Consider the following 22182-nt stretch of genomic DNA (forward strand, 5'->3'; position numbering starts at 1 on the left):
GGGCCACGAGATAGGCTCGCACCACCCCCGCCTGAAGGAGTTGCCCGTGGCCCGCGTGGTCGTCGACGTCGTGCTCAAGCCCGAGATCCTCGATCCGCAGGGACAGGCGATCGTCGGGGCGCTCGGCCGCCTCGGCATCCACGGGGTGAGCGAGGTGCGGCAGGGCAAGCACTTCGAGCTCGAGGTCGACGACAGCGTCGACGACGCCGCGGTGACCCGCCTCGCCGACACACTGCTGGCCAACCCGGTGATCGAGACGTTCACGATCACCCGCCCCGAGCCCGAAACGCCCGCCGCGGGCGAGGAGCAGTAGTGCCCGCTCGCGTCGGTGTCGTCACCTTCCCGGGCAGCCTCGACGACCGGGACGCCGCCCGCGCCGTGCGCATCGCCGGCGGCGAGTCGGTGGCCCTGTGGCACGCCGATCCGGACCTGCACGGGGTCGACGCGGTGATCCTGCCCGGCGGCTTCTCCTACGGCGACTACCTGCGCTGCGGCGCGATCGCCCGGTTCTCGCCGGTCATGGAGTCGATCATCGCCGCGGCCCGTGACGGCCTGCCGGTGCTCGGCATCTGCAACGGCTTCCAGGTGCTGTGCGAGGCCCACCTGCTGCCCGGCGCGCTGATCCGCAACGACCATCGCAAGTTCGTCTGCCGTGACCAGCGCCTGCGCATCGAGAACACCGCGACGGCCTGGACGTCGCACTACTCCGAGCGCCAGGAGATCGTCGTCCCGCTGAAGAACGGCGAGGGCGGCTACGTCGCCGACAAGGCCACCCTCGACGAGCTCGAGGCCGACGGTCGGGTCGTCGCCCGCTACGTCGGTGACAACCCGAACGGCAGCTACCGCGACATCGCCGGCATCACCAACGAGGCCGGCAACGTCGTCGGCCTCATGCCCCACCCCGAGCACGCGGTCGAGGCCCTCACCGGCCCCGGCACCGACGGGCTCGGCTTCTTCCTCTCGCTTGCCGGGGTGAATGCGTGAACAGCGCGAACGTCGACACCGTCGGCCGGGCCGAGGAGACGCCGGAACAGGCGCAGCCGTTCAAGGAGCTGGGGCTGGCCGACGACGAGTACGCGCGCGTGCGCGAGATCCTCGGCCGCCGCCCCACCAGCTCCGAGCTCGCCATCTACTCGGTCATGTGGAGCGAGCACTGCTCGTACAAGTCGTCCAAGGTGCACCTGCGCCAGTTCGGTGAGAAGAAGCCAGAGACCGACGCGCTGCTGGTCGGCATGGGCGAGAACGCCGGCGTGGTCGACGTCGGTGACGGCTGGGCCGTCACGTTCAAGATCGAGTCGCACAACCACCCGTCCTACGTCGAGCCGCACCAGGGCGCGGCGACGGGCGTCGGTGGCATCGTCCGCGACATCCTGACGATGGGGGCGCGCCCCGTCGCCGTCCTCGACAGCCTGCGCTTCGGCCCGCTCGACGCCCGCGACACCGGTCGGGTGCTGCCCGGCGTCGTCGCCGGCGTCGGCGGCTACGGCAACTGCCTCGGCCTGCCCAACATCGGTGGCGAGGTCGTCTTCGACGAGACCTACATCGGCAACCCGCTGGTCAACGCGCTGAGCGTCGGCGTCATGCGGGCCGACGGCATCAAGCTGGCCAAGGCCGACGGCCCGGGCAACAAGGTCGTGCTCTTCGGCGCGCGCACCGGCGGCGACGGCATCGGCGGCGCCTCGGTACTCGCGAGCGCCACGTTCGATGACGCGCATCAGGCGAAGCGCCCGAGCGTGCAGGTCGGCGACCCCTTCGCCGAGAAGGTGCTCATCGAGTGCTGCCTCGAGATCTTCGCGGCCGACCTCGTCGTCGGCATCCAGGATCTCGGCGCGGCCGGGTTGTCCTGCGCCACCACCGAGCTGGCCGCGGCCGGCACCGGCGGCATGGACGTCGACCTCGATCTCGCCCCGCTGCGCGACCCCACGCTCACGCCCGAAGAGATCCTGATGAGCGAGTCGCAGGAACGCATGATGGCGGTCGTCACGCCCGAGCGGCTCGACGAGTTCCTCGCGGTCTGCGCCAAGTGGGAGGTCCTCGCCACCGTCATCGGCGAGGTCACCGACAGCGGTCGGCTGCGCATGCGCTGGCACGGCGAGCAGATCGTCGACCTGCCGCCGCGCACGGCCGCCCACGACGGCCCGGTCTACGAGCGCCCCATCGAGCGGCCGCTCGACCAGGACGCGCTCGTCGAGCACGACGGCGCCAGCCTGCCCCGGCCGCGCGACGCCGACGAGCTGCGGGCCACCGTGCTGCGCCTGGCCGGCGCGCCGAACCTCGCCGACAAGGGCTGGATCACCGACCAGTACGACCGCTACGTGCTCGGCAACACGGTGCTGGCCCAGCCCGAGGACGCCGGCATGATCCGCATCGACGAGTCGACGAACCGCGGTCTCGCCCTCGCCACCGACGGCAACGGCCGCTACACCCGGCTCGACCCGTACGTCGGCGCGCAGCTCGCGCTCGTCGAGGCCTACCGCAACGTCGCCTGCACCGGCGCCCGCCCGCTGGCGGTCACCGACTGCCTGAACTTCGGCTCGCCCGAGGACCCTGCGGTCATGTGGCAGTTCGCCGAGGCCGTCCGCGGTCTGGCCGACGGCTGCCTGGAGCTCGGCACGCCGGTCACCGGCGGCAACGTCAGCTTCTACAACCAGACCGGCAACACCCCCATCCTGCCTACGCCGGTCATCGGCGTGCTCGGCGTCATCGACGACGTCGCCCGCCGCACGCGGCACGCGTTCCACGGCGACGGCGCGATCGTCTACCTGCTCGGCGACACCCACGACGAGTTCGGCGGCTCCGAGTGGGCCTACGCCACGCACGGCTTCCTCGGCGGTCGCCCGCCCGCGGTCGACTTCGCCCGCGAGAAGGCCCTGGCCGAGGTGCTGATCGCGGCGTCGGGGCAGGAGCTGCTCGACTCGGCCCACGACCTGTCCGACGGCGGCCTGGCCCAGGCGCTCGTCGAGTCCTGCGTGCGGGGCGACGTCGGCGTGCGGATCGAGCTGCCCGAGGGGGACCCCTTCGTGCACCTGTTCAGCGAGTCCTCCGGACGCGCGATCGTCAGCGTCACCCGCGGGCACGAGGAGCGTTTCGCCGAGCTCGCCGCCGCGCACGGGGTGCCGCTGCGGCGCCTCGGCCGGGTCGACCTCCTCGACCCCGTGCTCGACGTCGCCGGGCAGTTCCGCATCCCCGTGCGCGAGCTCCGCGACGTCTGGGGATCGACGATCCGGCGCCGCTTCGAGCCGTGACCCGGCGGCTCGCGGCGGAGGTCGAGGCCTTCCTCGCCCAGAGCTCCGCCCTCGCCGACTGGCTCGCCGCGCTGCGCCCGGACGAGTGGGCCGCGCCGTCGGTGCTGCCCGGGTGGGACGTCCGCACCCTCGCCGCGCACGTGGCCGGGCTCCACGACCGCCTGGCCGACGGGCTGCGGGCCCGCACGCCCGCACCGTCCACGCCGGTCGCGCTGTACGTGCGCAACTACGCGCCGGCCGCCGGCGAGATCGCCGCCCGTGAGGCGGGTGCCGTCGCCGGCGCCACGCCCCACCAGCTCGTGGCCCGCCTGCGCGACAGCCTCGCCGGCCGCGCAGCGGCCGACGGCGTCGCCGACCGCACCCCGGTCGCCGCGCCGCGGGGCACGCTGACCGCGCTCGACTGGGTGCTGACCCGCACCGTCGATCTCGTGGTCCACTGCGACGACCTGTCCCGCTCGCTGCCCGATCGCGATCCGGCGCCGCTGCACCGCGCCGCACTCGCCGCAGCCACCCGGCTGCTGGCCGAGATCCTGGCCGCGCAGGCGCCGGGCCGTTCGGTCGAACTGCGGGTGCCGCCCTTCGTCGCGGTGCAGGCGGTCGAGGGCCCGCGGCACACCCGCGGCACCCCGCCCAACGTCGTCGAGACCGATCCGCTCACCTGGCTGCGGCTCGCGACCGGGCGCCTCGCATTTGCCTCCGCGGTCGCCGCCGGCGCGGTGCGGGCCAGCGGCAACCGAGCCGATCTCACCGACCACCTGCCGCTGCTGTCGTAAGCCGCGGCGCGCCCGTGGGCCCGTCCGGCTGTGGCCCCGCTCACCCGTACACTCGAAGGCGTGGCGAGACGCGATGGCAAGCTCACGCACGAGTTCCTCGACGACGACAGGAAGCCCCAGGACGCCTGCGGGGTCTTCGGTGTCTGGGCCCCCGGCGAGCAGGTCGCCAAGCTCACCTACTTCGGCATCTTCGCGCTGCAGCACCGCGGCCAGGAAGCGGCCGGCATCGCGGTGAGCGACGGCAGCTCGCTCGTCGTCTACAAGGATCTCGGCCTGGTCTCCCAGGTCTTCGACGAGGCCACGCTCGCCACCCTGCAGGGCCACATCGCCGTCGGGCACACCCGTTACTCGACCACCGGCTCGACGACGTGGGAGAACGCGCAGCCGAGCTTCCGCACCACCCCGGCCGGCACCGGTCTCGCGCTCGGCCACAACGGCAACCTCGTCAACACCGCCGACCTCGCGGCCGAGGCCCGCGCCGCCGGCATCGGCAGCGGCATGGGCGCCACCACGGACTCCGAACTGCTGACGGCGCTGCTCGCCGCGCACCCCGACCTCTCGGTCGAGGAGGCGTCGATGCTGGTGCTGCCCAAGCTGCGCGGCGCGTTCTCGCTCGTGTTCATGGACGAGCACACGCTCTACGCCGCCCGCGACGCGCAGGGCGTGCGACCCCTGGTGCTCGGGCGACTCGAGCGCGGTTGGGTCGTCACCTCCGAGACCGCGGCGCTCGACATCGTCGGCGCCAGTTTCGTCCGGGAGATCGAACCGGGCGAGCTGATCGCCATCGACGAGGACGGCCTGCGCTCGCAGAGCTTCGCCCCGCCGAAGCCCAAGGGCTGCGTCTTCGAGTACGTCTACCTGGCCCGCCCCGACACCACGATCTCCGGACGCAGCGTGCACTCCGCCCGCGTCGAGCTCGGCCGCCGGCTGGCCCGCGAGCACCCGGCCGAGGCCGACCTCGTGATCCCGGTGCCCGAGTCGGGTACCCCGGCCGCCATCGGCTACGCCGAGGAATCCGGCATCCCCTACGGCGTCGGGCTGGTCAAGAACTCCTACGTCGGGCGCACCTTCATCCAGCCGTCGCAGACCATCCGCCAGCTCGGCATCCGGCTCAAGCTCAACCCGCTGCGCGACGTCATCCGCGGCAAGCGGCTCGTCGTCGTCGACGACACGATCGTGCGCGGCAACACCCAGCGCGCGCTGGTCCGCATGCTGCGCGAGGCCGGTGCGCTCGAGGTCCATGTCCGCATCTCGGCGCCGCCGGTCAAGTGGCCCTGCTTCTACGGCATCGATTTCGCGTCCAAGGCTGAGCTCGTGGCGAGTGGTCTCGACGACGAGGGCATCCGCGCCTCGATCGGCGCCGACTCCCTCGGCTACGTCTCGCTCGACGGCCTCATCGCCGCGACCGAGCAGCCGAAGACACGCCTCTGCCGGGCGTGCTTCGACGGCGAGTACCCGATCGCGCTGCCCGAGGTCGTCGGCAAGCACGTGCTCGAGGGCATCGAGAAGTCGGTGAACGGCGTCGGCCGCGAGCCCGAGCACGCGGCGTCCTACGCCGCCGAGGACGCGCTGACGCGTCCGTAAAGGAGAAGCACACCGATGAGCTCCTATGCCGACGCCGGGGTCGACATCGAGGCGGGTGACCGCGCCGTCGAATTGATGAAGGCGGCGGTCAAGCGCACCGACCGCCCCGAGACCCTCGGCGGCCTCGGCGGTTTCGCCGGTCTGTTCGCGCTCGACCTCGCCAAGTACCCGCAGCCGGTGCTGGCCAGCTCGACCGACGGGGTCGGCACCAAGCTGGTCATCGCCCAGGCGCTCGACCGGCACGACACCATCGGCATCGACCTCGTCGCGATGGTCGTCGACGACCTGGTCGTCGTGGGCGCCGAGCCGCTGCTGCTCACCGACTACATCGCCACCGGCAAGGTCGTCCCCGAGAAGATCGCGGCCATCGTGTCGGGCATCGCCGAAGGGTGCGTCCAGGCCGGTTGCGCCCTCGTCGGGGGCGAGACCGCCGAGCACCCGGGCGTCATGGCCGCCGACGAGTACGACATCTCCGGCACCGGGGTCGGTGCCGTCAACGCCGACGCCGTCCTCGGCCCCGAGCGGGTGGTCGTCGGCGACGCCTTGATCGCGATGGGCTCGTCCGGCCTGCACTCCAACGGGTACTCGCTCGTCCGCCACGTCCTGCTCGAGCAGGGCGGGCTGTCCCTGGACGGCACCCCGGAGCTGCTGGAGGGCCGCACCCTCGGCGACGAGCTGCTGACCCCGACCCGCATCTACGCGCTGGACTGCCTCGCCCTGGCCGCCGAGTGTGACGCCCACGCCTTCGCCCACATCACCGGTGGCGGCCTCGCCGGCAACCTCGCGCGCGTGCTGCCCGACGGCTCGGGCGCGACCATCGACCGCTCGAGCTGGGCCCCGCAGCCGATCTTCGACCTCGTCCAGCGCACCGGCGCCGTGGCGCGGGCCGACCTGGAACTGACCTTCAACCTCGGGGTCGGCATGGTGGCGATCGTGCCGGCCGATCGGGTCGACGACGCGCTCGCACTGCTCACCGCCCGCAATGTGCCGGCCTGGCCGCTCGGGGTCGTCGAGGCCACCGGAACAAGGGACGAAGGAACCTCGGACGGCCGCACCGGGCCCGTCCGGCTCTCCGGGGACTACGCGGGTCCGGCGTCGACCTGGCGCTAGCGTGCCAGGGTGTCGCCGGGTCGAGCGGCATGAAAAAGCAGTTTTCGCATACCCGACATCTCGTCGCGCGGGGTGATCAGCTGCGACGGAGGGTGGCCAGACCCGGCGTCAGCGTTCGGTGCCGGTCCAGTCCTCGCACTCGTCGTCGCGAGCACCGGTGTCCTCTGGTATTCCGTGCCCACCAGAGTCCGAAGTCCCAAGCTCGCGCTGAAGGGCATCGAGATCCGTGAAGTGGGTGTTGTACTTCAGCTCTCGGGCCACTTTTTGCTGCTTGGCTTTCGCACGGCCGCGCCCCATGGCTCGACCCCCTCGCTCGCGCGCTCATCCGGCTGACGGCCGTCAGTAGGGGTTGACGGGCCTTGCCGGGGAAATTGTCATGTCGTCTCCTCAGCGTACCTCGCGCAGAAGTGCCGCCGCACGCCGGTGCACAGTGTCCTAAAGTGACCGGGAAAGTCCCATTTGAACCCCCGAAAATTCGGGACAGGGACTTCCTGCATGGCACACAGTGGACAGTTGGACCTTCGTCCCTGGGCGGCGCGCTTTACGTTATGCATACTTAGCGGTGTTCACGTGGAACAGGACTCCTCGTGATGAATCGCCAGAAGGGTGGCACCCACATGACAACGGTCCGCCATCGTCCGGAGACCGAAGCTCTGCTCACCCCGTCCGAGGTCGCGACGCTCTTCCGCGTCGACCCGAAGACGGTCACGCGCTGGGCCAAGGCCGGCAAGCTCACCTCGATCCGCACGCTCGGCGGCCACCGCCGCTACCGTGAGTCCGAGGTTCGCTCGCTTCTCGACGGCAACACTGCTTCCGTCGAGTCCTGACGCAAGACACACGCGGTACTGACGCCGCGTCGAATCGCTGCTGCGGCGATTCGACGCGGCGTTCGCCGTTTTCGCCCTCCCGGTTGTGACCGGCACTACCTAGGCTGACGCAGGTGAGCGCTGAACTGTCCTACGCCAACGGCCCCGCGGCGAAGCCGCTGATCGGCCAGACGATCGATGCCAACCTGCGCGCGGCCGTCGCCCGCTTCGCCGAGCGCGAGGCCCTGGTCGATGTCGCCTCCGATCGCCGGTTCACCTACGCCGAGCTCGACGGCGCGGTCGATCGCCTCGCCCGCGGGCTGCTCGGCCGCGGCATCGCGAAGGGTGATCGCGTCGGCATCTGGGCCCCGAACTGCGTCGAGTGGTTCCTCGCCCAGTACGCGACCGCGCGCATCGGCGCGATCCTGGTCAACATCAACCCGGCCTACCGCACCCACGAGGTCGAGTACGTGCTGCGCCAGGCCTCGATCGGCACGCTGATCTCGGCCGTCTCGTTCAAGACCAGCGACTACCGCGCGATGATCGACGAGGTCGCACCGAAGCTCGAGGCGCTCGCCGGCGTCGTCTACATCGGCGAACAGTCCTGGGACGACCTGCTGGCCGCCGGCGAGTCCGTCAGTCGCGAGGACGTCGACGCCCGTTCCGGCATGCTCGCGTTCGACGACCCGATCAACATCCAGTACACCTCGGGCACCACGGGCTTCCCGAAGGGCGCCACGCTGAGCCATCACAACATCCTCAACAACGGTTTCTTCGTCGGGGAGGGGATGGGTTACACCGAGCAGGACCGCATCTGCGTGCCGGTGCCCTTCTACCACTGCTTCGGGATGGTCATGGGCAACCTCGCCTCGACCAGCCACGGGGCCTGCATCGTCATCCCGGCCCCGGGATTCGACCCGGCCGCCACGCTGCACGCGGTGCAGCGGGAGCGCTGCACCTCCCTCTACGGCGTCCCGACGATGTTCATCGCCGAACTCGCGCTGCCCGACTTCGCCACCTACGACCTCTCCTCGCTGCGCACCGGCTGCATGGCCGGCTCCCCCTGCCCGGTCGAGGTCATGAAGCGGGTCATCACCGAGATGAACATGGAGGACGTCACCATCGCCTACGGCATGACCGAGACGTCGCCGGTGTCGACCCAGACCCGCAAGGACGACTCGCTGGACCGCCGCACCGCCACCGTCGGGCGCGTGCACCCCTACCTCGAGGTCATGGTCGTCGACCCCGAGACCGGGCTCATGGTCGAGCGAGGTCAGCCGGGCGAGCTGTGCACCCGCGGCTACTCGGTGATGATCGGCTACTGGGACGAGCCGGAGAAGACGGCCGAGGTGCTCGTCAACGGCTGGATGCACACCGGCGACCTCGCCGTGATGGACTCCGAGGGCTACCTCAGCATCGTCGGCCGCATCAAGGACATGGTCATCCGCGGGGGCGAGAACGTGTACCCGCGCGAGATCGAGGAGTTCCTCTACACGCACCCCGACATCGTCGACGCCCAGGTGATCGGCGTGCCCGACGAGAGGTACGGCGAGGAACTGATGGCCTGGGTGCGGCTGCGCGACGGCGCCGACGAGCTGACCGCCGAGGCGCTGCGGGAGTTCTGCTCGGGCAAGCTCGCCCACTACAAGATCCCGCGCTACGTCCATCGCGTCGACGAGTTCCCGATGACCGTCACCGGCAAGGTGCGCAAGGTGCAGATGCGCGAGGACTCGGTTCGCCTGCTCCACCTGGCGTGAAACCCATTTGCTTTTCGACCCCGTCCGGGTAGATGCTTGCCGACAACAACTAGTTGTATGTGTCAAGCAACAAGGATCCGCCATGAACGAGACGCTGGGCGCCGAGCCGGCCGAAGAGGTTGTCGCCGTCGCCGACAACTTCGTCGCGCTGATGCGCACCTTCGGCAAGGCCCGGGCCCGGATGCTGCAGGCCGCGGCCCACGACGTCGAGTGGTCGGCCCACGTCCTGCTGAAGTGCCTGTCCAGCGAGGGACCGATGCGGGCGAGCGCGATCTCGGACCACCTGAACTCCGACCCGTCGACGGTCAGCCGCCAGGTGGCCGCCCTGGTCAAGGACGGCCTGCTCGAGCGCCGCGCCGACCCGGATGACGGCCGGGCCAGCCTGCTCGTCCTCACCCCCAAGGCCGACGCCGTGCTGGCCGATCACGACCGCATCCGCCTCGACTTCTTCGCCGGCATGCTCGGTGACTGGAGCGAGGACGACCTGCGCACCTTCGCCGCGATGCTCGACCGCTTCACCGCTGACTACGAACACGCCAACCACGATTGGCTCACCGGACGGATCGCGACCCGAACCGTCCCTGCCGGAGGTACCAACTGATGTCGTCCACCACCGCGGCCAACCCCGTGGCCGCACCATCCGAATCGGGCGATCTGTCGCACAAGCAGATCATGACGATCCTGTCCGGGCTGCTGCTCGGCATGTTCCTCGCCGCGCTCGACCAGACGGTCGTCTCGACCGCCATCCGCACGATCGGTGACGACCTGCACGGGCTGTCGATCCAGGCCTGGGTCACCACCGCGTTCCTGATCACCTCGACGATCTCGACGCCGCTGTTCGGCAAGCTGTCCGACATCTACGGGCGCAAGCCGTTCTTCATGTTGGCGATCACGATCTTCATCCTGGGTTCGATGCTCTGCGGGCTGGCCCAGTCGATGTACCAGCTCGCCGCGTTCCGGGCGTTCCAGGGCATCGGCGCCGGCGGCATCATGCCGCTCGCGCTGGCGATCATCGGCGACATCATCCCGCCGCGCGAGCGCGCCCGCTACCAGGGCTACTTCATGGCCGTCTTCGCGACCTCGTCGGTGCTCGGCCCGGTCGTCGGCGGCTTCCTCGCCGGCCAGAGCAGCATCTTCGGCATCACCGGCTGGCGCTGGATCTTCTACATCAACGTGCCGATCGGCATCTTCGCGTTGTTCGTCGTCACCCGCGTGCTGCACCTCGACCACAACCGGCGCGACCACCGCATCGACTGGGCCGGCGCGTCCGCCCTCGTGGTGGCCCTCGTCCCGCTGCTGATCATCGCCGAGCAGGGCCGCACCTGGGGCTGGGGCTCGGCCAGCGCGTTCGTCTGCTATTTCCTGGGTCTCCTCGGTATCGCGGCCTTCATCTGGATCGAGGGCCGCATGGGCGACGAGGCGTTGCTGCCGCTGCGCCTGTTCCGGCACAGCGTGTTCGCGCTCGGCTCGGTGCAGTCGATCGTCGTCGGTATGGGCATGTTCGGCGGCATCGCGTGCGTCCCGCTCTACCTGCAGATCGTGCAGGGAGCGTCGCCGACCAAGGCCGGCCTGCTGATGCTGCCGCTGATCGGTGGGCTCATGGTCGGATCGCTGACGACCGGCCAGATCACCTCGCGCACCGGTCGCTACAAGATCTTCCCCGTCATCGGTTCGGTCATGATGGTCGTCGGCCTGCTGCTGATGACCCGGATCGGCGCCGACAGCGCGCTCTGGGTCACCGACATCTACATGGCGATCTTCGGCCTCGGTCTCGGCATGAACATGCAGACGATCGTGCTGGCCATGCAGAACGCCGTAGACCCGAAGGACATGGGCGTCGCTACCTCGGCCGTGACGTTCTTCCGCCAGGTCGGTGGCTCGCTGGGCACCGCGATCTTCCTGTCGATCCTGTTCTCCAGCGCCGGCAACAACATCGCGACCGAGTACGCCAAGGCCCGCACCCAGCCGTCCTTCCAGGCGGCGGCCGCGGCGCACCCGGACCAGCTCAAGGCGATCACCGGCGGGGCCAGTCTGAACGACACGTCCTTCCTGCACACGCTCGACCGCGCCATCGCGCATCCCTTCCTCGTCGGCTTCTCCAACGCGATGGACCTGGTGTTCCTGGTGGGGTCGCTGCTCCTCGTCCTGGCCATCGTGCTGTCGGCGTCGATGAAGGAGGTGCCGCTGCGGATGATGTCCGGTCAGCAGGCGGCCCGGGCGGCCGCGGCGAACGCCGAGCAGCGAGCGGTCCCCGTCGACGTCTCGCCCCCGCACGCCGAGGCCGAGGACCCGTCCGTTCGCCGTGCGCCCGCGCCCGACCACCCTTAGGCTTCCCTCAGACGTGTTCGGGCACGGCCACGCCGCTGGTGGGCAGCGGCGTGACGACGGGACGAAGGTGGCACATGGCGCACGGCGAGAAGCGTGAGTTGGTCGCTCAGCTGAGTGGGTACGCGACGTTCGCGGACTGTGGACGCGAGGACGTCGCCGCCCTCGTCGAGGCCGGCGGCCCGTTCGCGTTGCCGTCGGGCTGGCCGCTCGTGCAGGAGGGCGTGCCGTCCGACGCGTGCTACGTGCTGACCGACGGCGAGGCGCGCGTGTTCCACCAGCGCGAGCAGGTCGCGACGATCACCGCGGGCGACGTCGTCGGCGAGATGACCCTGCTCAGCGGCGGCCAGCGCCGCGCGACCGTCACCTCGTCGACCCGGGTCAGCGGGCTGCGCATCGAGAACGACAAGCTGCGCGACGTCCTGAAGACGCACCCGAAGCTGGCCGACGCGTTCAAGGCGGTGTACGACGCGCACAGCGCCGCCGGCTGATTTACCCGTCCGGATCGCCTCGGAGCGAAATCGGACGAATTCCCCCACGAAGGCGCCTCGGATGCGAGGATCGTCGCGCGGTGCCGCGACCTCGTCGGCGCCGCACGTTCGGTAGCCGGGGGGCAACCTCTGACCCGGCTGCCCCGGGGGCGGGGGTCCACGTCATGCGCGCAGCACACAGGGCAGGTCGGCGGGGAGTGCTGGGGGCGACTCTCCTGGTCGCCACCTCGATCGGGATCATCGCGCCGACGTCGGCGCGCGCGGCCGCACCGGTCGCGCACGATCTCGGCACGCTGGGCGGCGCGACCAGCCGGGTGACCGCCATGAACAGCCGGGGCGGGGTGGTCGGCCAGGCGCAGACCGCGTCCGGACAGTTCCACGCCTTCCGCTGGACCCGCGCGGGCGGCATGCAGGATCTCGGCTCGCTCGGCGGTGGCACCAGCGCCGCCACCGCGATCAACGCCTTCGGCGTGGTCGTCGGCCAGTCCTTCACCGCGAGCGGCGTCAGCCACGCGTTCCGCTGGACCGCGGCGACGGGCATGCGGGACCTCGGCACGCTCGGGGGCGACACCAGCGCGGCGGCCGCGGTCAACGACCTCGGGGTGATCGTCGGCTCGGCCGACACGCCCGCCGGCTTTGCCCACGCCTTCCGCTGGGGCCCGTCGAGCGGGCTGCGTGACCTCGGCACGCTGGGCGGCCCGGGCAGCAGCGCGACCGCGCTCAACGACTTCGGCCAGATCGCCGGCACGGCCTCGGCGGCCGACGGCAGCAGCCATGCCTTTCGCTGGACGGCGGGCCAGGGGATGCGCGACCTCGGGGTCGCCGCGGGGCAGGGCAGCTTCGGCGGCGTCATCAACGCGCGGGGCCAGGTGGCCGGGGCACTCGCCATCTCCGACGCCGACGTCGTACATCCCTTCCGGTGGACCCCGGGTGACCGGCTGCGCGATCTCGGCGCGCTGGCGGGCGGGTTCATCGGTGCGGCGACGGACCTGAACTCGGCCGGGGAGGTCGTCGGGTACAGCGGCCGGCACGCGTTCCGCTGGACCCCCACGAGCGGGCTGCAGGACCTCGGCACGCTGGCCGGCGGATCGAGCCGCGCTGCGGCGCTCGACGACCGCGGCACGGTGGTCGGGGTGAGTGACGGGCACGCCGTGCGGTGGAGCCCGCGCGGCGGGCTGCAGGACCTCGGCACGCTCGGCGGCCCGACCAGCGACGCGGTGGCGATCGACGCCCGGGGGTTGGTCGGCGGGAGCGCCGACACCGCCGACGGGAACGCCCACGCGACGGTCTGGACGAACTGACCGGACACGGCAGCGCCCCGGGCCGATCGGTGCGATCCGATCGAGCCCGGGGCGTCGGTGGCCAGGGGCGGGGTCGAACCGCCGACCTACCGCTTTTCAGGCGGTCGCTCGTACCAACTGAGCTACCTGGCCGTGCCTCGCGCCGCGGCGCGAACCCGTGGAACTCTACCGGACCCGGCGGCGATGCTCGGACGACGTCAGCCGGCGAGCACCTCGTCGTAGCGGGTCCACACCAGTTCGACGAGCTTGGGGTGCACGCCGATGGGTTCTCCGACCAGGGCGAGGCCGGCAGCGGCCGTGTGCAGCGTGGTGACGAACTGCCCGTCGGCCAGCAGGTAGGTGGCCACCTGGCGCGGTGCGGGGAGCTGCTCGAGGGCGGTGCGCAGGTCGTCGGCCATGGTCAGCACGGTAACCGGGTGCCCCACCCGCTCGGCCAGCAACTCGCCGGTGGCGGCCAGCTCGGTGGTCGCGCCGGAACGGGTCGAGCCGGCGCCGACGAGAGCGGTGGAGGCGATGCCTTCGGCCCTGGGCATCCGGTCGAGCACCGCGTCGACGAGCAGCGGGTGCGGGCCGAGATGACGGGCGACGCGCACGTTCGGATGCGGGGCGGCAGCGGCGGGGATGTCGGTCTGCACGTGGTACCCGGTCGACAGGAGCAGCGGCACGACGATCGTCGGCTCGTCGGAGCCGGCGAGGGCGGCGGCCAGCCGCGGATCGACGACGTCGAGGAAGCAGAGCTCGACCGGGACGGCGGGTCGGGCCGCGGCGACGGCGGCCACGAGACGAGCGGTGGTGGCCGAGCCGGCCGGGGATGCGGTTCCGTGGGCGACCACGAGAAGACGCGGCGCGATGTGATGCATGGCGACCCAGACGGGACTTGAACCCGCGACCTCCGCCGTGACAGGGCGGCACGCTAACCAGCTGCGCTACTGGGCCTCGACCCGACGTCGTCCGCGAGAACTCGGTCAGGCTTCTTGCTTCGTGCCCCCAACGGGATTCGAACCCGTGCTACCGCCTTGAAAGGGCGGCGTCCTGGGCCTCTAGACGATGAGGGCAACCGCATCATGCTAGCCCCGCTGGTGGACGTCACCAGCATAGGGGACGTCCTCGACCAGTTCCAAAGCACCCCGGCCGCGGAACGTCAGCCGACCGGCCGCATCCCGAGCAGCCGCACCCCGTCGTCGTCGCGCAGGACGGCCGTGACCCAACCGCCGGTCTCGCCGTGGGCGACGAGCTCGGCGGTCGACGCCGAGAGCTCGACCGGCTCGAAGCGGCGGTGCTCCCAGTTGATGCGGGCGTCGTGCCCCTCGGCCGCGAGCGGGTAGACCGAGCTCCCGGCGGCCAGCGCGGTGCGGGCCGAGGTCAGATGCGCGATCGCGTCGTCGAGTGCGGCCACCAGCGCGGGGTTGTCGTCGCACCACGTCGTCACCAGCTCGGGACGGGTGCGGGCCACGCGGGAGCCGGACATGTACGACCCGGCCGCGAGCGAGAGCCCCAGCGGGCCGCCGGCCAGCCCGGTGACGGCCAGCGCGCCGGCGAGCACATGCGGTAGCCCGATGACCCGGGCCACCGCGGCGTCCTGGTCGGCGGCCGTGGTGGGCACCGGTTTGGCGCCGAGGTCGCAGACGAGCCCGGCCAGCTTCAGCCACGCCTCGATGGACGTCTCCGGCTCGACGATGAGGGCCCAGGGGGAGTCGCGGAAGAGCAACGGATCGGCCGCACCCCAGCCGGTGTCCTCGACGCCGGCCAGCGGGTGGCCGCCGACGAAGACGGCGTGCGGCGCGTGGGTGCGCACGGCCTCGAGGACGGGCCGCTTCAACGTCCCGACATCGGTGACGATCGTGTTCGACCCGAGGTTGGGGGCCAGCGACTGCAGGGCTCGCGCGACCTCGGGCAGCGGCATCGCGAGGACGACGAGGTCGGCGCCGTGCACCGCGGCCGCATCGGTCGGGGCCACGGGGAAGCCGGAGGCGCTGGCGGCCGCGGCCGTCGCCGGGTCGGTGTCGTAGCCCACAACGTCGATGCCGGCCTGACGCACCGCCTGGACGAGGGAACCGCCGATGAGACCGAGGCCGAGGACCGCGATGCGGTGGAATCCGGCCGTCACGTCGACGTTCCTGAGGATTCGTTCACCGCGCGACGGTATCGCCATCGTGGCGACGGGTTTCGGGCTCCGGGAATTCCGTGCCAGGATCGAGACCCGCCACACGGCGGAACGTTCGCCTCCGGGAAGGTGGTGGGACCGATGGCTCAGCAAGGGTTCGCGGTCGCGGCATTCCGCGAGGGACCGCTCTGGCGTGTGGAGCCCCTTCCGCCGACCGTCCTCGACGACCTCGGCGTGCTGCTGTCGGCGCTCCGCTCGCAGCCGCCCGAGGGCGGCCCGTTCGTCGTCGCGTGCGTCGAGGACGAGTTCTTCGTCATCGCCCGGCAGGACGGTCCACGGATCTCTCTGCTGCTCTCCGACCTGACCGCCGTCGTCGAGTTCCCACTCGCCGAGCAGGCGATGACGCGCCTCGGTGAGGATCCGCCGGACGACGACGAGCTCGACGAGGTGTGGCCCATCGGTGACCTCGAGCTGTTCGCCGATCTCGGCCTGGGCGACGAGGAGATGGAAGACATCCTCGACGACATGGACCTCCTGCCGGAGGAGATGCTCGACGCGATCATCGAACGTCTGGAGCTGACCGACTCCTACAGTCGGGCGATCGACGCAGCCTGGGTGAGGTGAAACCCCCATGTCCTACTTCGCGGCCGTGCTGATGCGAAGCGGTGACCGCTGGAAGGGCGAGGAGGCGAGCCTCGAAGGATGCGAGTCCCTCGATGACCTCGGTGACGTGCTGCGCGATGTCGCCGGAGACGTGCGGCTGCTGCTCATCGAGCAGGACGACGAGTACGCCGCGATCGTGCGGCTCGACGACGGCGAGGACGAGCCGCGCGCGTTCCTCTCCGACGGGCACGCCGCCGACGAGTACCCGATGGCGGCCGTGGTCGCGGAGGAGCTCGCCGAGGTCGGCGGCGACGACCTCGAGGACGACGAGGACGCGCCGCCCGCCCACGACAGCGCGCCGTTCGGCGAGGCCGACGTCGTCGAGGACATCGGCACGCCGGCCGTCGAGCTGATCGCCATGTGCGAGCACGAGGGCACGCTGCCGGTCGACCTGCTGCTCGCCGTCTGCGAGAAGGCCGGCTGCGGCGAGGTCTTCGAAGAACTGCGCGGGTGACCCGGGCCGACGACGCCGCGGCGATGGATGCGGCGCTGGCCGAGGCACGTCGCGCGGGCGAGGCCGGCGAGATCCCGGTCGGGGCAGTGGTGCTGTCGGCCGACGGCACGATCCTCGCGGCCGCCCACAACGAGCGCGAAAGCGGGCACGACCCGACCGCTCACGCCGAGGTCGTCGCCCTGCGCCGGGCGGGGGAGGCGCTCGGCTCGTGGCAGCTTGCCGGCGCCACCCTCGTCGTCACCCTCGAGCCGTGCACGATGTGCGCCGGCGCCCTCGTGCTGGCCCGCGTCGCACGCCTCGTGTTCGGCGCGTGGGACCCGAAGGCCGGCGCCGTGGGCTCGCTGTGGGACGTGGTGCGCGACCGCCGGCTGAACCACCGTCCCGAGGTCGTGGCCGGCGTGCGTGAGGACGAGTCGGCCGCCCTGCTGCGTGAATTCTTCGCCGAACGCCGCTGGTAACCTTCTCGGCGGTGGCGTGTCCGAGCGGCCAAAGGAGCACGCCTCGAAAGCGTGTGTGGGTAAAACCACCGTGGGTTCGAATCCCACCGCCACCGCCAACGAGATGGTCGAGGGCGAGCACCCGTGCTCGCCCTCGACGTCGTTACGGCCGGATGTCCGCAGCTTGGCGATGGCGCTGCGGCGCGCCGGGTGCCACCATGGTGGATCTCGCCGATGCGCGTTCTGGAGGCAGTCATGGGGATCGTTCTGGCGGGCGCCGCCCTGGTTGCGTTCTACGCCGGGGAGCGGGTCATCTCCTTCGTCCGCCGAGCGCGTATCGAGACCCGTCGAGCCGCCGCCGAATATCCGATCACGGAGAACGATCCGGTGGGTCGCATCATCGTCTGAGCCGCCGCCCGGTCGACGTCGGGCCCCGGCCCGATCGTCATCGAGTCGTGACCGTCCGGCTGCAACTGTCGCCCGGTCGATCCGATCTATGGGATGTACGCAAGATCGCATCCTGTGAAGGTGACCGTCGATGAGCCCAGCAGCCAGTGGTGGAGATGTCGCGCGCCGCGCGGTCCTGCTCAGCATCGGTGGGGTGATCGCCGGGACAGCGCTGTCCACCATGAACGCGGCCGCCGCCGCGGGCGTCGCCGCGAACCGCGCGACCGGTCGCCGGCTGCCGCCGTGGTCCGAGCGGTGGCACGCGCCCGTGCGCGACCTCGAGGACTTCCTCCGGCGCGACCGCGCGGCGCGATTCCCGGCCCGCTCGATCATGCTCACGATCGACGACGGGCCCAGCCCGGAGTGGACGCCCCGATACCTGCGGCTGCTGGCGCGCCACCGCGTCACCGCGACCTTCTGCGTGATCGGGCAACAGGTGCGACCGAACCGGAGCCTGGTCCGGGCCGTTGCGGCCGAGGGCCATGTCATCGCGAACCACACGTGGACGCACGACGAGCAGCTGGCCTACCGCTCACCCGATGTCGTCCACCGCGAGATCGCCCGCACCAACGAGGTGGTGCACGAGGCGACCGGTCACCTGCCGGCGCAATTCCGTGCGCCCGGCGGTGTCTGGGGCCCACGAGTGTTCGACGAACTGGCCGCGCAGCACATGATGCCGCTCGGCTGGGACGTCGACCCGCGCGATTGGGCGCGGCCCGGGACCGGGGCGATCGAGGCCGCGCTGGGTCGGGCCCGACCCGGCAACATCCTGCTGTGCCACGACGGCGGGGGTGACCGGACCGAGACCTACCGGGCCCTGCAGACCGTGATCCCGGCGCTGCTGCGCCGGGGCCTCCACTTCGTCACCCTCCCGGCCGCGAGGCAGTGAGGCGACCGGTCAGGTCTTGGCCCAGCGGGCCATCGCGAAGCCGTACACGCCGAAGGCAATGAGGCCGACGGCAAGCGCGCCGAGGATCCAGGGGCCGGCCGGGGCCTGGGCGAAGGTGCGCAGGGCGCCGTCCAGGCCGGTCGACTTGTTGGGGTCGTACTGCACGGCAGCGATGACGACCAGGACGCCGGCCATCGCGAACACGATGCCGCGGGCGACGGTGCCGACCATGCCGAGGCGGGTCACGACCTTGCTCTGGGTGGGCGACATCTCGCCGGTGCGCAGTTGCTTGAGGAACTTCTTCTTGACGCCCTCGACGATCATCGCGACGCCGACGATCACGACGACGATGCCGACGATGCCGACCAGCCAGCGTCCGAAGTCGTGCTTCATGACCTTCGCCGTCGTACTGGCCTGCTGCTGCGACTGCCCCTTCTGCGACGACCCGGCGATGAAGGCGAACGTCGAGACGGACAGGGCGGCGTAGATGACGCCGCGGATCGCGGACTGCGCGCGGGGGCCCTTCTCGTTGCCCTCGGCCGCCGTACCGAACGCGGCCTCGCTGAGGCGCCAGATCGCGTAGGCGGCGAATCCGACGGCCAGCAGCCAGAGCAGCACCGTGCCGCCGGTGTTCGAGGCGATCTCGGCGAGGGCGCCGCGCTGGTTCGCCTGCTGGGAGTGATGGCCGAGGGCGATCTGGAAGGCGAGCCAGCCGATCACGAGGTAGACGAAGGCCCGGGAGGCGAGACCGAAGCGGGCGAGGCCGGCCATGGCATCGCCGCGGGAGGCGTGCCGGGCCGAGGACGCAAGTGAAGTTCCAGCAGTCATGGTGTGACTCCGGTGGTCGGGCCGGCGGTGTGTGGAGCCCCCCGGCGTCTGACGGCCAGCGTGCCCAATGATCAAGATCGAATACCCGTGGGACGCAGAAGGCCCGCGCCTTCGGGCGAAGGCGCGGGCCGAATGCGACGACTGGGCGAAGTGCGCAGGCGTCAGGCCGACTTGATGGCCGAGATCTCGAACTCGAGGGTGATCTTCTCGCTCACCAGCACCCCGCCGGCCTCGAGCGCGGCGTTCCAGGTCACGCCCCAGTCCTTGCGGTTGATGACCAGCGAGCCCTCGAAGCCGACGCGGGCGTTGCCGAACGGGTCGGTCGCGGAGCCCTGGAACTCCAGCGGCAGGGTCACGGACTTGGTGACGCCGCGGATCGTCAGGTCGCCGGTGACCTCGAAGTCGTTGCCGCCGTCGTGGCTGATCGAGGTCGAGGCGAAGGTGATGGTCGGGTACTTCTCGGCGTCGAGGAAGTCGTTGGTGCGCAGGTGGTCGTCGCGCTGCTGGTTGCGCGTGTCGATGCTGGCGACCTGGATCGTGACCTGGACGGCCGAGTTGCTCGGGTTCGCGCCGTCAATGGTCGCGGTGCCGTCGAACTCGTTGAACGAGCCGCGCACCTTCGTCACCATCGCGTGGCGGGCGACGAAGCCGACCCGACTGTGGGACGGGTCGAGCGTGTAGGTGCCGGTGAGGGTGCTGAACTCGGTGGAGGTGGTGGTGGTCATCGCGTGGTGCCTCTTCCTCGGGACTGCTGGTTGGTTGACCTTTCAATCAACACCATAGACCGAGGTTTGTGATGTGTCAACAACTTGGCGTTCGCGGGGTCGGCTACGCCGGACCGGTAAGGTGCGCTGGATCGCACCCCGCAGCCATCGAGGAGGGCACGGTGAGTGACCTCCTGTCGCGCGTGCTGCTCGTCGAGGACGACGAGGGCGACGCGATGCTGGTCCGGGAGTGCCTGATCGAGGCGGGCTTCCCCGAGTCAGACGTGCTGTGGCAGCGCACCCTGGCCGACGGAATCACCGCACTCGCCGAGGCTCCCGGCTGCGTACTGCTCGACCTGGGGCTGCCTGACGCCGAGGGTCTCGGCGCGCTGTACCGGCTGGTGTCCGAGGCCGTCGCGACGCCCGTGATCGTGCTGACGGGCCGCAACGACCGCACCGGCGTCGAGGCGGTCGCGGCCGGCGCCCAGGACTACCTCGTCAAGGACGACATCACCCCGGAACTGCTCGACCGCTCGATCCGCTACGCCGTCGAACGCAGCCGCGCGCAGGCCACCGAGCTGGCCCTGCGCGAGGAGCAGATGCTCTCGGCCGAGAACGGCCGGCTCGAGCGGGGGCTGCTGCCCAAGCCGCTGCTGCGCGACGACCTCATCGACTGCGCCACCTACTACCAGCCGGGCCGCAACCTCGCCGTGCTCGGCGGGGACTTCTTCGATGTCGTGCAGACGCCGGACGGGCGTGTGCGTGCCGTGATCGGCGACGTCATGGGGCATGGCCCCGACGAGGCCGCACTCGGCGTGCACCTGCGCGTCGCCTGGCGCACGCTCGTCCTCGCCGGTGTCGCCGAGGAGACCATCCTGAGCTCGCTGTCTCGGCTGCTGTCGGCCGAGAGCGGCAGCGGCGGCCGGTTCGTCACAGCCTGCGACATCACCATCGACCCCGACCTGCGCGTCACGCTGCGGGTCGCCGGCCACCCCGCGCCGCTGCTGTGCGCCTCGGGCCGGGCCGCCTACCTCGAGCCCGAGGTCGGGCCACCGCTCGGCGTCGAGGGTCTCAGCGGTGCGGCCCGCCGCTGGCCCGACAGCGGCGGCTGGCCGGTCACGCACACGTTGCTGTCCGCCGAGGCCTCGCTGATCCTCTACACCGACGGGCTGCTCGACGCCTACCGGGTGCCGGCCAATCGCTCCAGCCTCGGTGTGGAGGAACTGCTCGACGCGACCAGCGATGCGGTGGCCACCGGCCGCTCGATCGCGTCGTGGATTCCGTCGATCGTCGGCAGCGCACCCGAACGCTCCCTCGACGACACGGCCGTCGTGGTGCTCACCGTCCGTCCCCGCTCGTCGCGGTGAGCCGAGTCGTCCCGAGTCGTCGGACGGGCACGGCCGGTCGGCCGCTGCGGCAGCGCGCCGTGCGCGCATCGCTGGTGCTACTGGTCCTGCTCCTGCTGATGGTCACCGCCGTGATCGGCGCGCTCGTCGATTTCAGCGCCAAGGGCAACGACGTGATCAACCGCTGGGAGCCCGCGTACAGCCTGAGCGAGAGTCTGCTCGCGGACGTGGTCAATCAGGAAACCGGCGTTCGCGGCTACGCCCTGGGCCACCGCGACTCCTTCCTGCAGCCCTACCGCGATTACCTTGCCGCCGAGGTCCGTCACGAAAAGGCGCTGTCACGGTTGATCAGCGGACGTGGCGACCTGCAGACCGCGTTCACCGAGTTCCGCACGGCGACCCGCGCCTGGCGCTCCTCCATCGCCACACCGTTCATCGCCCGCGTGCGCGCCCACGATCCGTCCGTCGGCGAGGCGGCGTCCTCGGACCGGGCGAAGGCCGCCTTCGACCGGATCCGGGTGGCGGCGTCGGCCCTGACTGCCAAGATCGGCGCCGTCCGCGACCAGGCCAAGCGCGACCGCGTCACGTCCATCCGAATCGTGGTGGCCGCGTTCATCGTGTCCGCGCTGTTGGTGCTCCTGGCCGGCGTGGTCGTGTGGCGCGCCCTGCGCAGGACCGTTCTCGGCCCGGTCGAGGACCTCGCCCGGCAGGCGCGCGAGGTTGCCGGCGGTGCCATCGACAAGCGCATCGTGGCCACCGGGCCGGCGGAGATCGCCGAGCTCGGCCGCGACGTCGACACCATGCGCGAGCAGATCGCCAGCGAGCTGGCTCGGGTGGAGGCGGCGCGCGCGGTCCTGGCCGAGCGCGGTGAGGACCTCGCGCGTTCCAACGCCGATCTCGAGCAGTTCGCCTACGTCG

At 71.1% G+C, this 22182-nt stretch carries 24 protein-coding genes and 4 tRNA genes; 20 read left to right on the forward strand and 8 right to left on the reverse strand.

From position 1 onward, the window contains the following. The first annotated feature begins 46 nt into the window (after nucleotides 1-46). From purS to purM, 6 genes are read left to right on the forward strand one after another with little or no spacing between them, the layout of a single operon-like run. The gene (gene purS / locus VGN18_RS19730) at nucleotides 47-313 is read left to right on the forward strand and encodes a phosphoribosylformylglycinamidine synthase subunit PurS (protein WP_327541439.1); all 267 of its coding nucleotides are present in this window, start codon (nucleotides 47-49) and stop codon (nucleotides 311-313) included. Beyond that, nucleotides 313-984 (forward strand): phosphoribosylformylglycinamidine synthase subunit PurQ, encoded by a 672-nt coding sequence (purQ, locus tag VGN18_RS19735; RefSeq protein ID WP_327541440.1) that lies wholly within the window; start codon nucleotides 313-315, stop codon nucleotides 982-984. The genes purS and purQ overlap by 1 nt, the downstream gene beginning before the upstream one ends. After that, a complete protein-coding gene (gene purL / locus VGN18_RS19740; RefSeq protein WP_327541441.1) occupies nucleotides 981-3245 on the forward strand; it encodes a phosphoribosylformylglycinamidine synthase subunit PurL in 2265 nt (754 codons plus the stop codon). Before purQ ends, purL begins: the two co-directional genes overlap by 4 nt. Then, nucleotides 3242-4018, forward strand: coding sequence for a sterol carrier family protein (locus tag VGN18_RS19745; RefSeq protein WP_327541442.1), 777 nt, complete (start codon nucleotides 3242-3244; stop codon nucleotides 4016-4018). Before purL ends, VGN18_RS19745 begins: the two co-directional genes overlap by 4 nt. A 60-nt stretch (nucleotides 4019-4078) precedes the next feature. Next, nucleotides 4079-5602 (forward strand): amidophosphoribosyltransferase, encoded by a 1524-nt coding sequence (purF, locus tag VGN18_RS19750; protein WP_327541443.1) that lies wholly within the window; start codon nucleotides 4079-4081, stop codon nucleotides 5600-5602. Between the two features lie 15 nt (nucleotides 5603-5617). Then, nucleotides 5618-6712, forward strand: coding sequence for a phosphoribosylformylglycinamidine cyclo-ligase (gene purM, locus VGN18_RS19755; RefSeq protein WP_327541444.1), 1095 nt, complete (start codon nucleotides 5618-5620; stop codon nucleotides 6710-6712). Between the two features lie 108 nt (nucleotides 6713-6820). Here purM and VGN18_RS19760 read toward each other — a convergent pair whose 3' ends face one another. Then, nucleotides 6821-7009, reverse strand: a complete 189-nt coding sequence (locus VGN18_RS19760; RefSeq protein ID WP_327541445.1) for a DUF3073 domain-containing protein — start codon at nucleotides 7007-7009, stop codon at nucleotides 6821-6823. A 320-nt stretch (nucleotides 7010-7329) separates the two neighbouring features. Between VGN18_RS19760 and VGN18_RS19765 the strand changes: the two genes are divergently transcribed. The 6 genes from VGN18_RS19765 to VGN18_RS19790 all read left to right on the forward strand — a co-directional run bounded on the left by VGN18_RS19765 (nucleotide 7330) and on the right by VGN18_RS19790 (nucleotide 13392). Next, on the forward strand, nucleotides 7330-7539 hold the full coding sequence (locus tag VGN18_RS19765; RefSeq protein WP_327541446.1) for a BldC family transcriptional regulator: 210 nt from the start codon (nucleotides 7330-7332) through the stop codon (nucleotides 7537-7539). 104 nt (nucleotides 7540-7643) lie between these two features. Beyond that, entirely contained in the window at nucleotides 7644-9275 is a 1632-nt protein-coding gene (locus VGN18_RS19770; RefSeq protein ID WP_349259973.1) for an AMP-binding protein, read from the forward strand. Nucleotides 9276-9357: 82 nt separating this feature from the next. After that, nucleotides 9358-9876, forward strand: a complete 519-nt coding sequence (locus VGN18_RS19775; RefSeq protein WP_327541448.1) for a MarR family transcriptional regulator — start codon at nucleotides 9358-9360, stop codon at nucleotides 9874-9876. Continuing rightward, a complete protein-coding gene (locus VGN18_RS19780) occupies nucleotides 9876-11603 on the forward strand; it encodes an MDR family MFS transporter (RefSeq protein ID WP_327541449.1) in 1728 nt (575 codons plus the stop codon). Before VGN18_RS19775 ends, VGN18_RS19780 begins: the two co-directional genes overlap by 1 nt. 74 nt (nucleotides 11604-11677) lie before the next feature. Then, nucleotides 11678-12091, forward strand: a complete 414-nt coding sequence (locus tag VGN18_RS19785) for a cyclic nucleotide-binding domain-containing protein (RefSeq protein WP_327541450.1) — start codon at nucleotides 11678-11680, stop codon at nucleotides 12089-12091. 197 nt (nucleotides 12092-12288) lie between these two features. Further along, nucleotides 12289-13392, forward strand: coding sequence for a hypothetical protein (locus VGN18_RS19790; RefSeq protein ID WP_327541451.1), 1104 nt, complete (start codon nucleotides 12289-12291; stop codon nucleotides 13390-13392). 58 nt (nucleotides 13393-13450) lie between these two features. Here the strand turns inward: VGN18_RS19790 and VGN18_RS19795 are convergent. The 5 genes from VGN18_RS19795 to VGN18_RS19815 all read right to left on the reverse strand — a co-directional run bounded on the left by VGN18_RS19795 (nucleotide 13451) and on the right by VGN18_RS19815 (nucleotide 15499). Continuing rightward, a tRNA-Phe gene (locus VGN18_RS19795) sits at nucleotides 13451-13524 on the reverse strand. Between the two features lie 65 nt (nucleotides 13525-13589). Beyond that, nucleotides 13590-14225, reverse strand: a complete 636-nt coding sequence (locus VGN18_RS19800) for a sirohydrochlorin chelatase (protein ID WP_327541452.1) — start codon at nucleotides 14223-14225, stop codon at nucleotides 13590-13592. A gap of 26 nt (nucleotides 14226-14251) precedes the next feature. Beyond that, a tRNA-Asp gene (locus VGN18_RS19805) sits at nucleotides 14252-14328 on the reverse strand. A 46-nt stretch (nucleotides 14329-14374) separates the two neighbouring features. Further along, nucleotides 14375-14447, reverse strand: a tRNA-Glu gene (locus VGN18_RS19810). A gap of 86 nt (nucleotides 14448-14533) precedes the next feature. Further along, a complete protein-coding gene (locus tag VGN18_RS19815) occupies nucleotides 14534-15499 on the reverse strand; it encodes a prephenate dehydrogenase (RefSeq protein ID WP_327541453.1) in 966 nt (321 codons plus the stop codon). 138 nt (nucleotides 15500-15637) lie between these two features. Here VGN18_RS19815 and VGN18_RS19820 point away from each other — a divergent pair, with 138 nt between their 5' ends. From VGN18_RS19820 to VGN18_RS19845, 6 genes are all read left to right on the forward strand, one after another. Continuing rightward, entirely contained in the window at nucleotides 15638-16120 is a 483-nt protein-coding gene (locus VGN18_RS19820) for a tRNA adenosine deaminase-associated protein (RefSeq protein ID WP_327541454.1), read from the forward strand. Nucleotides 16121-16127: 7 nt separating this feature from the next. Beyond that, nucleotides 16128-16613, forward strand: a complete 486-nt coding sequence (locus VGN18_RS19825; protein WP_327541455.1) for a tRNA adenosine deaminase-associated protein — start codon at nucleotides 16128-16130, stop codon at nucleotides 16611-16613. After that, entirely contained in the window at nucleotides 16610-17071 is a 462-nt protein-coding gene (gene tadA / locus VGN18_RS19830) for a tRNA adenosine(34) deaminase TadA (protein ID WP_327541456.1), read from the forward strand. The genes VGN18_RS19825 and tadA overlap by 4 nt, the downstream gene beginning before the upstream one ends. 10 nt (nucleotides 17072-17081) lie before the next feature. Next, a tRNA-Ser gene (locus VGN18_RS19835) sits at nucleotides 17082-17169 on the forward strand. Between the two features lie 25 nt (nucleotides 17170-17194). Beyond that, nucleotides 17195-17458, forward strand: coding sequence for a hypothetical protein (locus VGN18_RS19840; RefSeq protein WP_327541457.1), 264 nt, complete (start codon nucleotides 17195-17197; stop codon nucleotides 17456-17458). Between the two features lie 130 nt (nucleotides 17459-17588). Further along, entirely contained in the window at nucleotides 17589-18386 is a 798-nt protein-coding gene (locus VGN18_RS19845) for a polysaccharide deacetylase family protein (protein ID WP_327541458.1), read from the forward strand. 9 nt (nucleotides 18387-18395) lie between these two features. Here the strand turns inward: VGN18_RS19845 and VGN18_RS19850 are convergent, their stop codons facing one another. Both VGN18_RS19850 and VGN18_RS19855 read right to left on the reverse strand, forming a co-directional pair. Beyond that, entirely contained in the window at nucleotides 18396-19214 is an 819-nt protein-coding gene (locus VGN18_RS19850; protein WP_327541459.1) for a DUF1206 domain-containing protein, read from the reverse strand. Between the two features lie 161 nt (nucleotides 19215-19375). After that, the gene (locus VGN18_RS19855; protein WP_327541460.1) at nucleotides 19376-19939 is read right to left on the reverse strand and encodes a YceI family protein; all 564 of its coding nucleotides are present in this window, start codon (nucleotides 19937-19939) and stop codon (nucleotides 19376-19378) included. Between the two features lie 161 nt (nucleotides 19940-20100). Here VGN18_RS19855 and VGN18_RS19860 point away from each other — a divergent pair, with 161 nt between their 5' ends. Together VGN18_RS19860 and VGN18_RS19865 are read left to right on the forward strand one after the other, a co-directional pair. Next, nucleotides 20101-21285, forward strand: coding sequence for a fused response regulator/phosphatase (locus tag VGN18_RS19860; protein WP_327541461.1), 1185 nt, complete (start codon nucleotides 20101-20103; stop codon nucleotides 21283-21285). A gap of 59 nt (nucleotides 21286-21344) precedes the next feature. After that, nucleotides 21345-22182 (forward strand): CHASE3 domain-containing protein (locus VGN18_RS19865; protein WP_327541462.1); only part of this gene is annotated, 838 nt, incomplete at its 3' end.

This window comes from Jatrophihabitans sp. (assembly GCF_036000465.1).
Taxonomy (GTDB): domain Bacteria; phylum Actinomycetota; class Actinomycetes; order Mycobacteriales; family Jatrophihabitantaceae; genus Jatrophihabitans.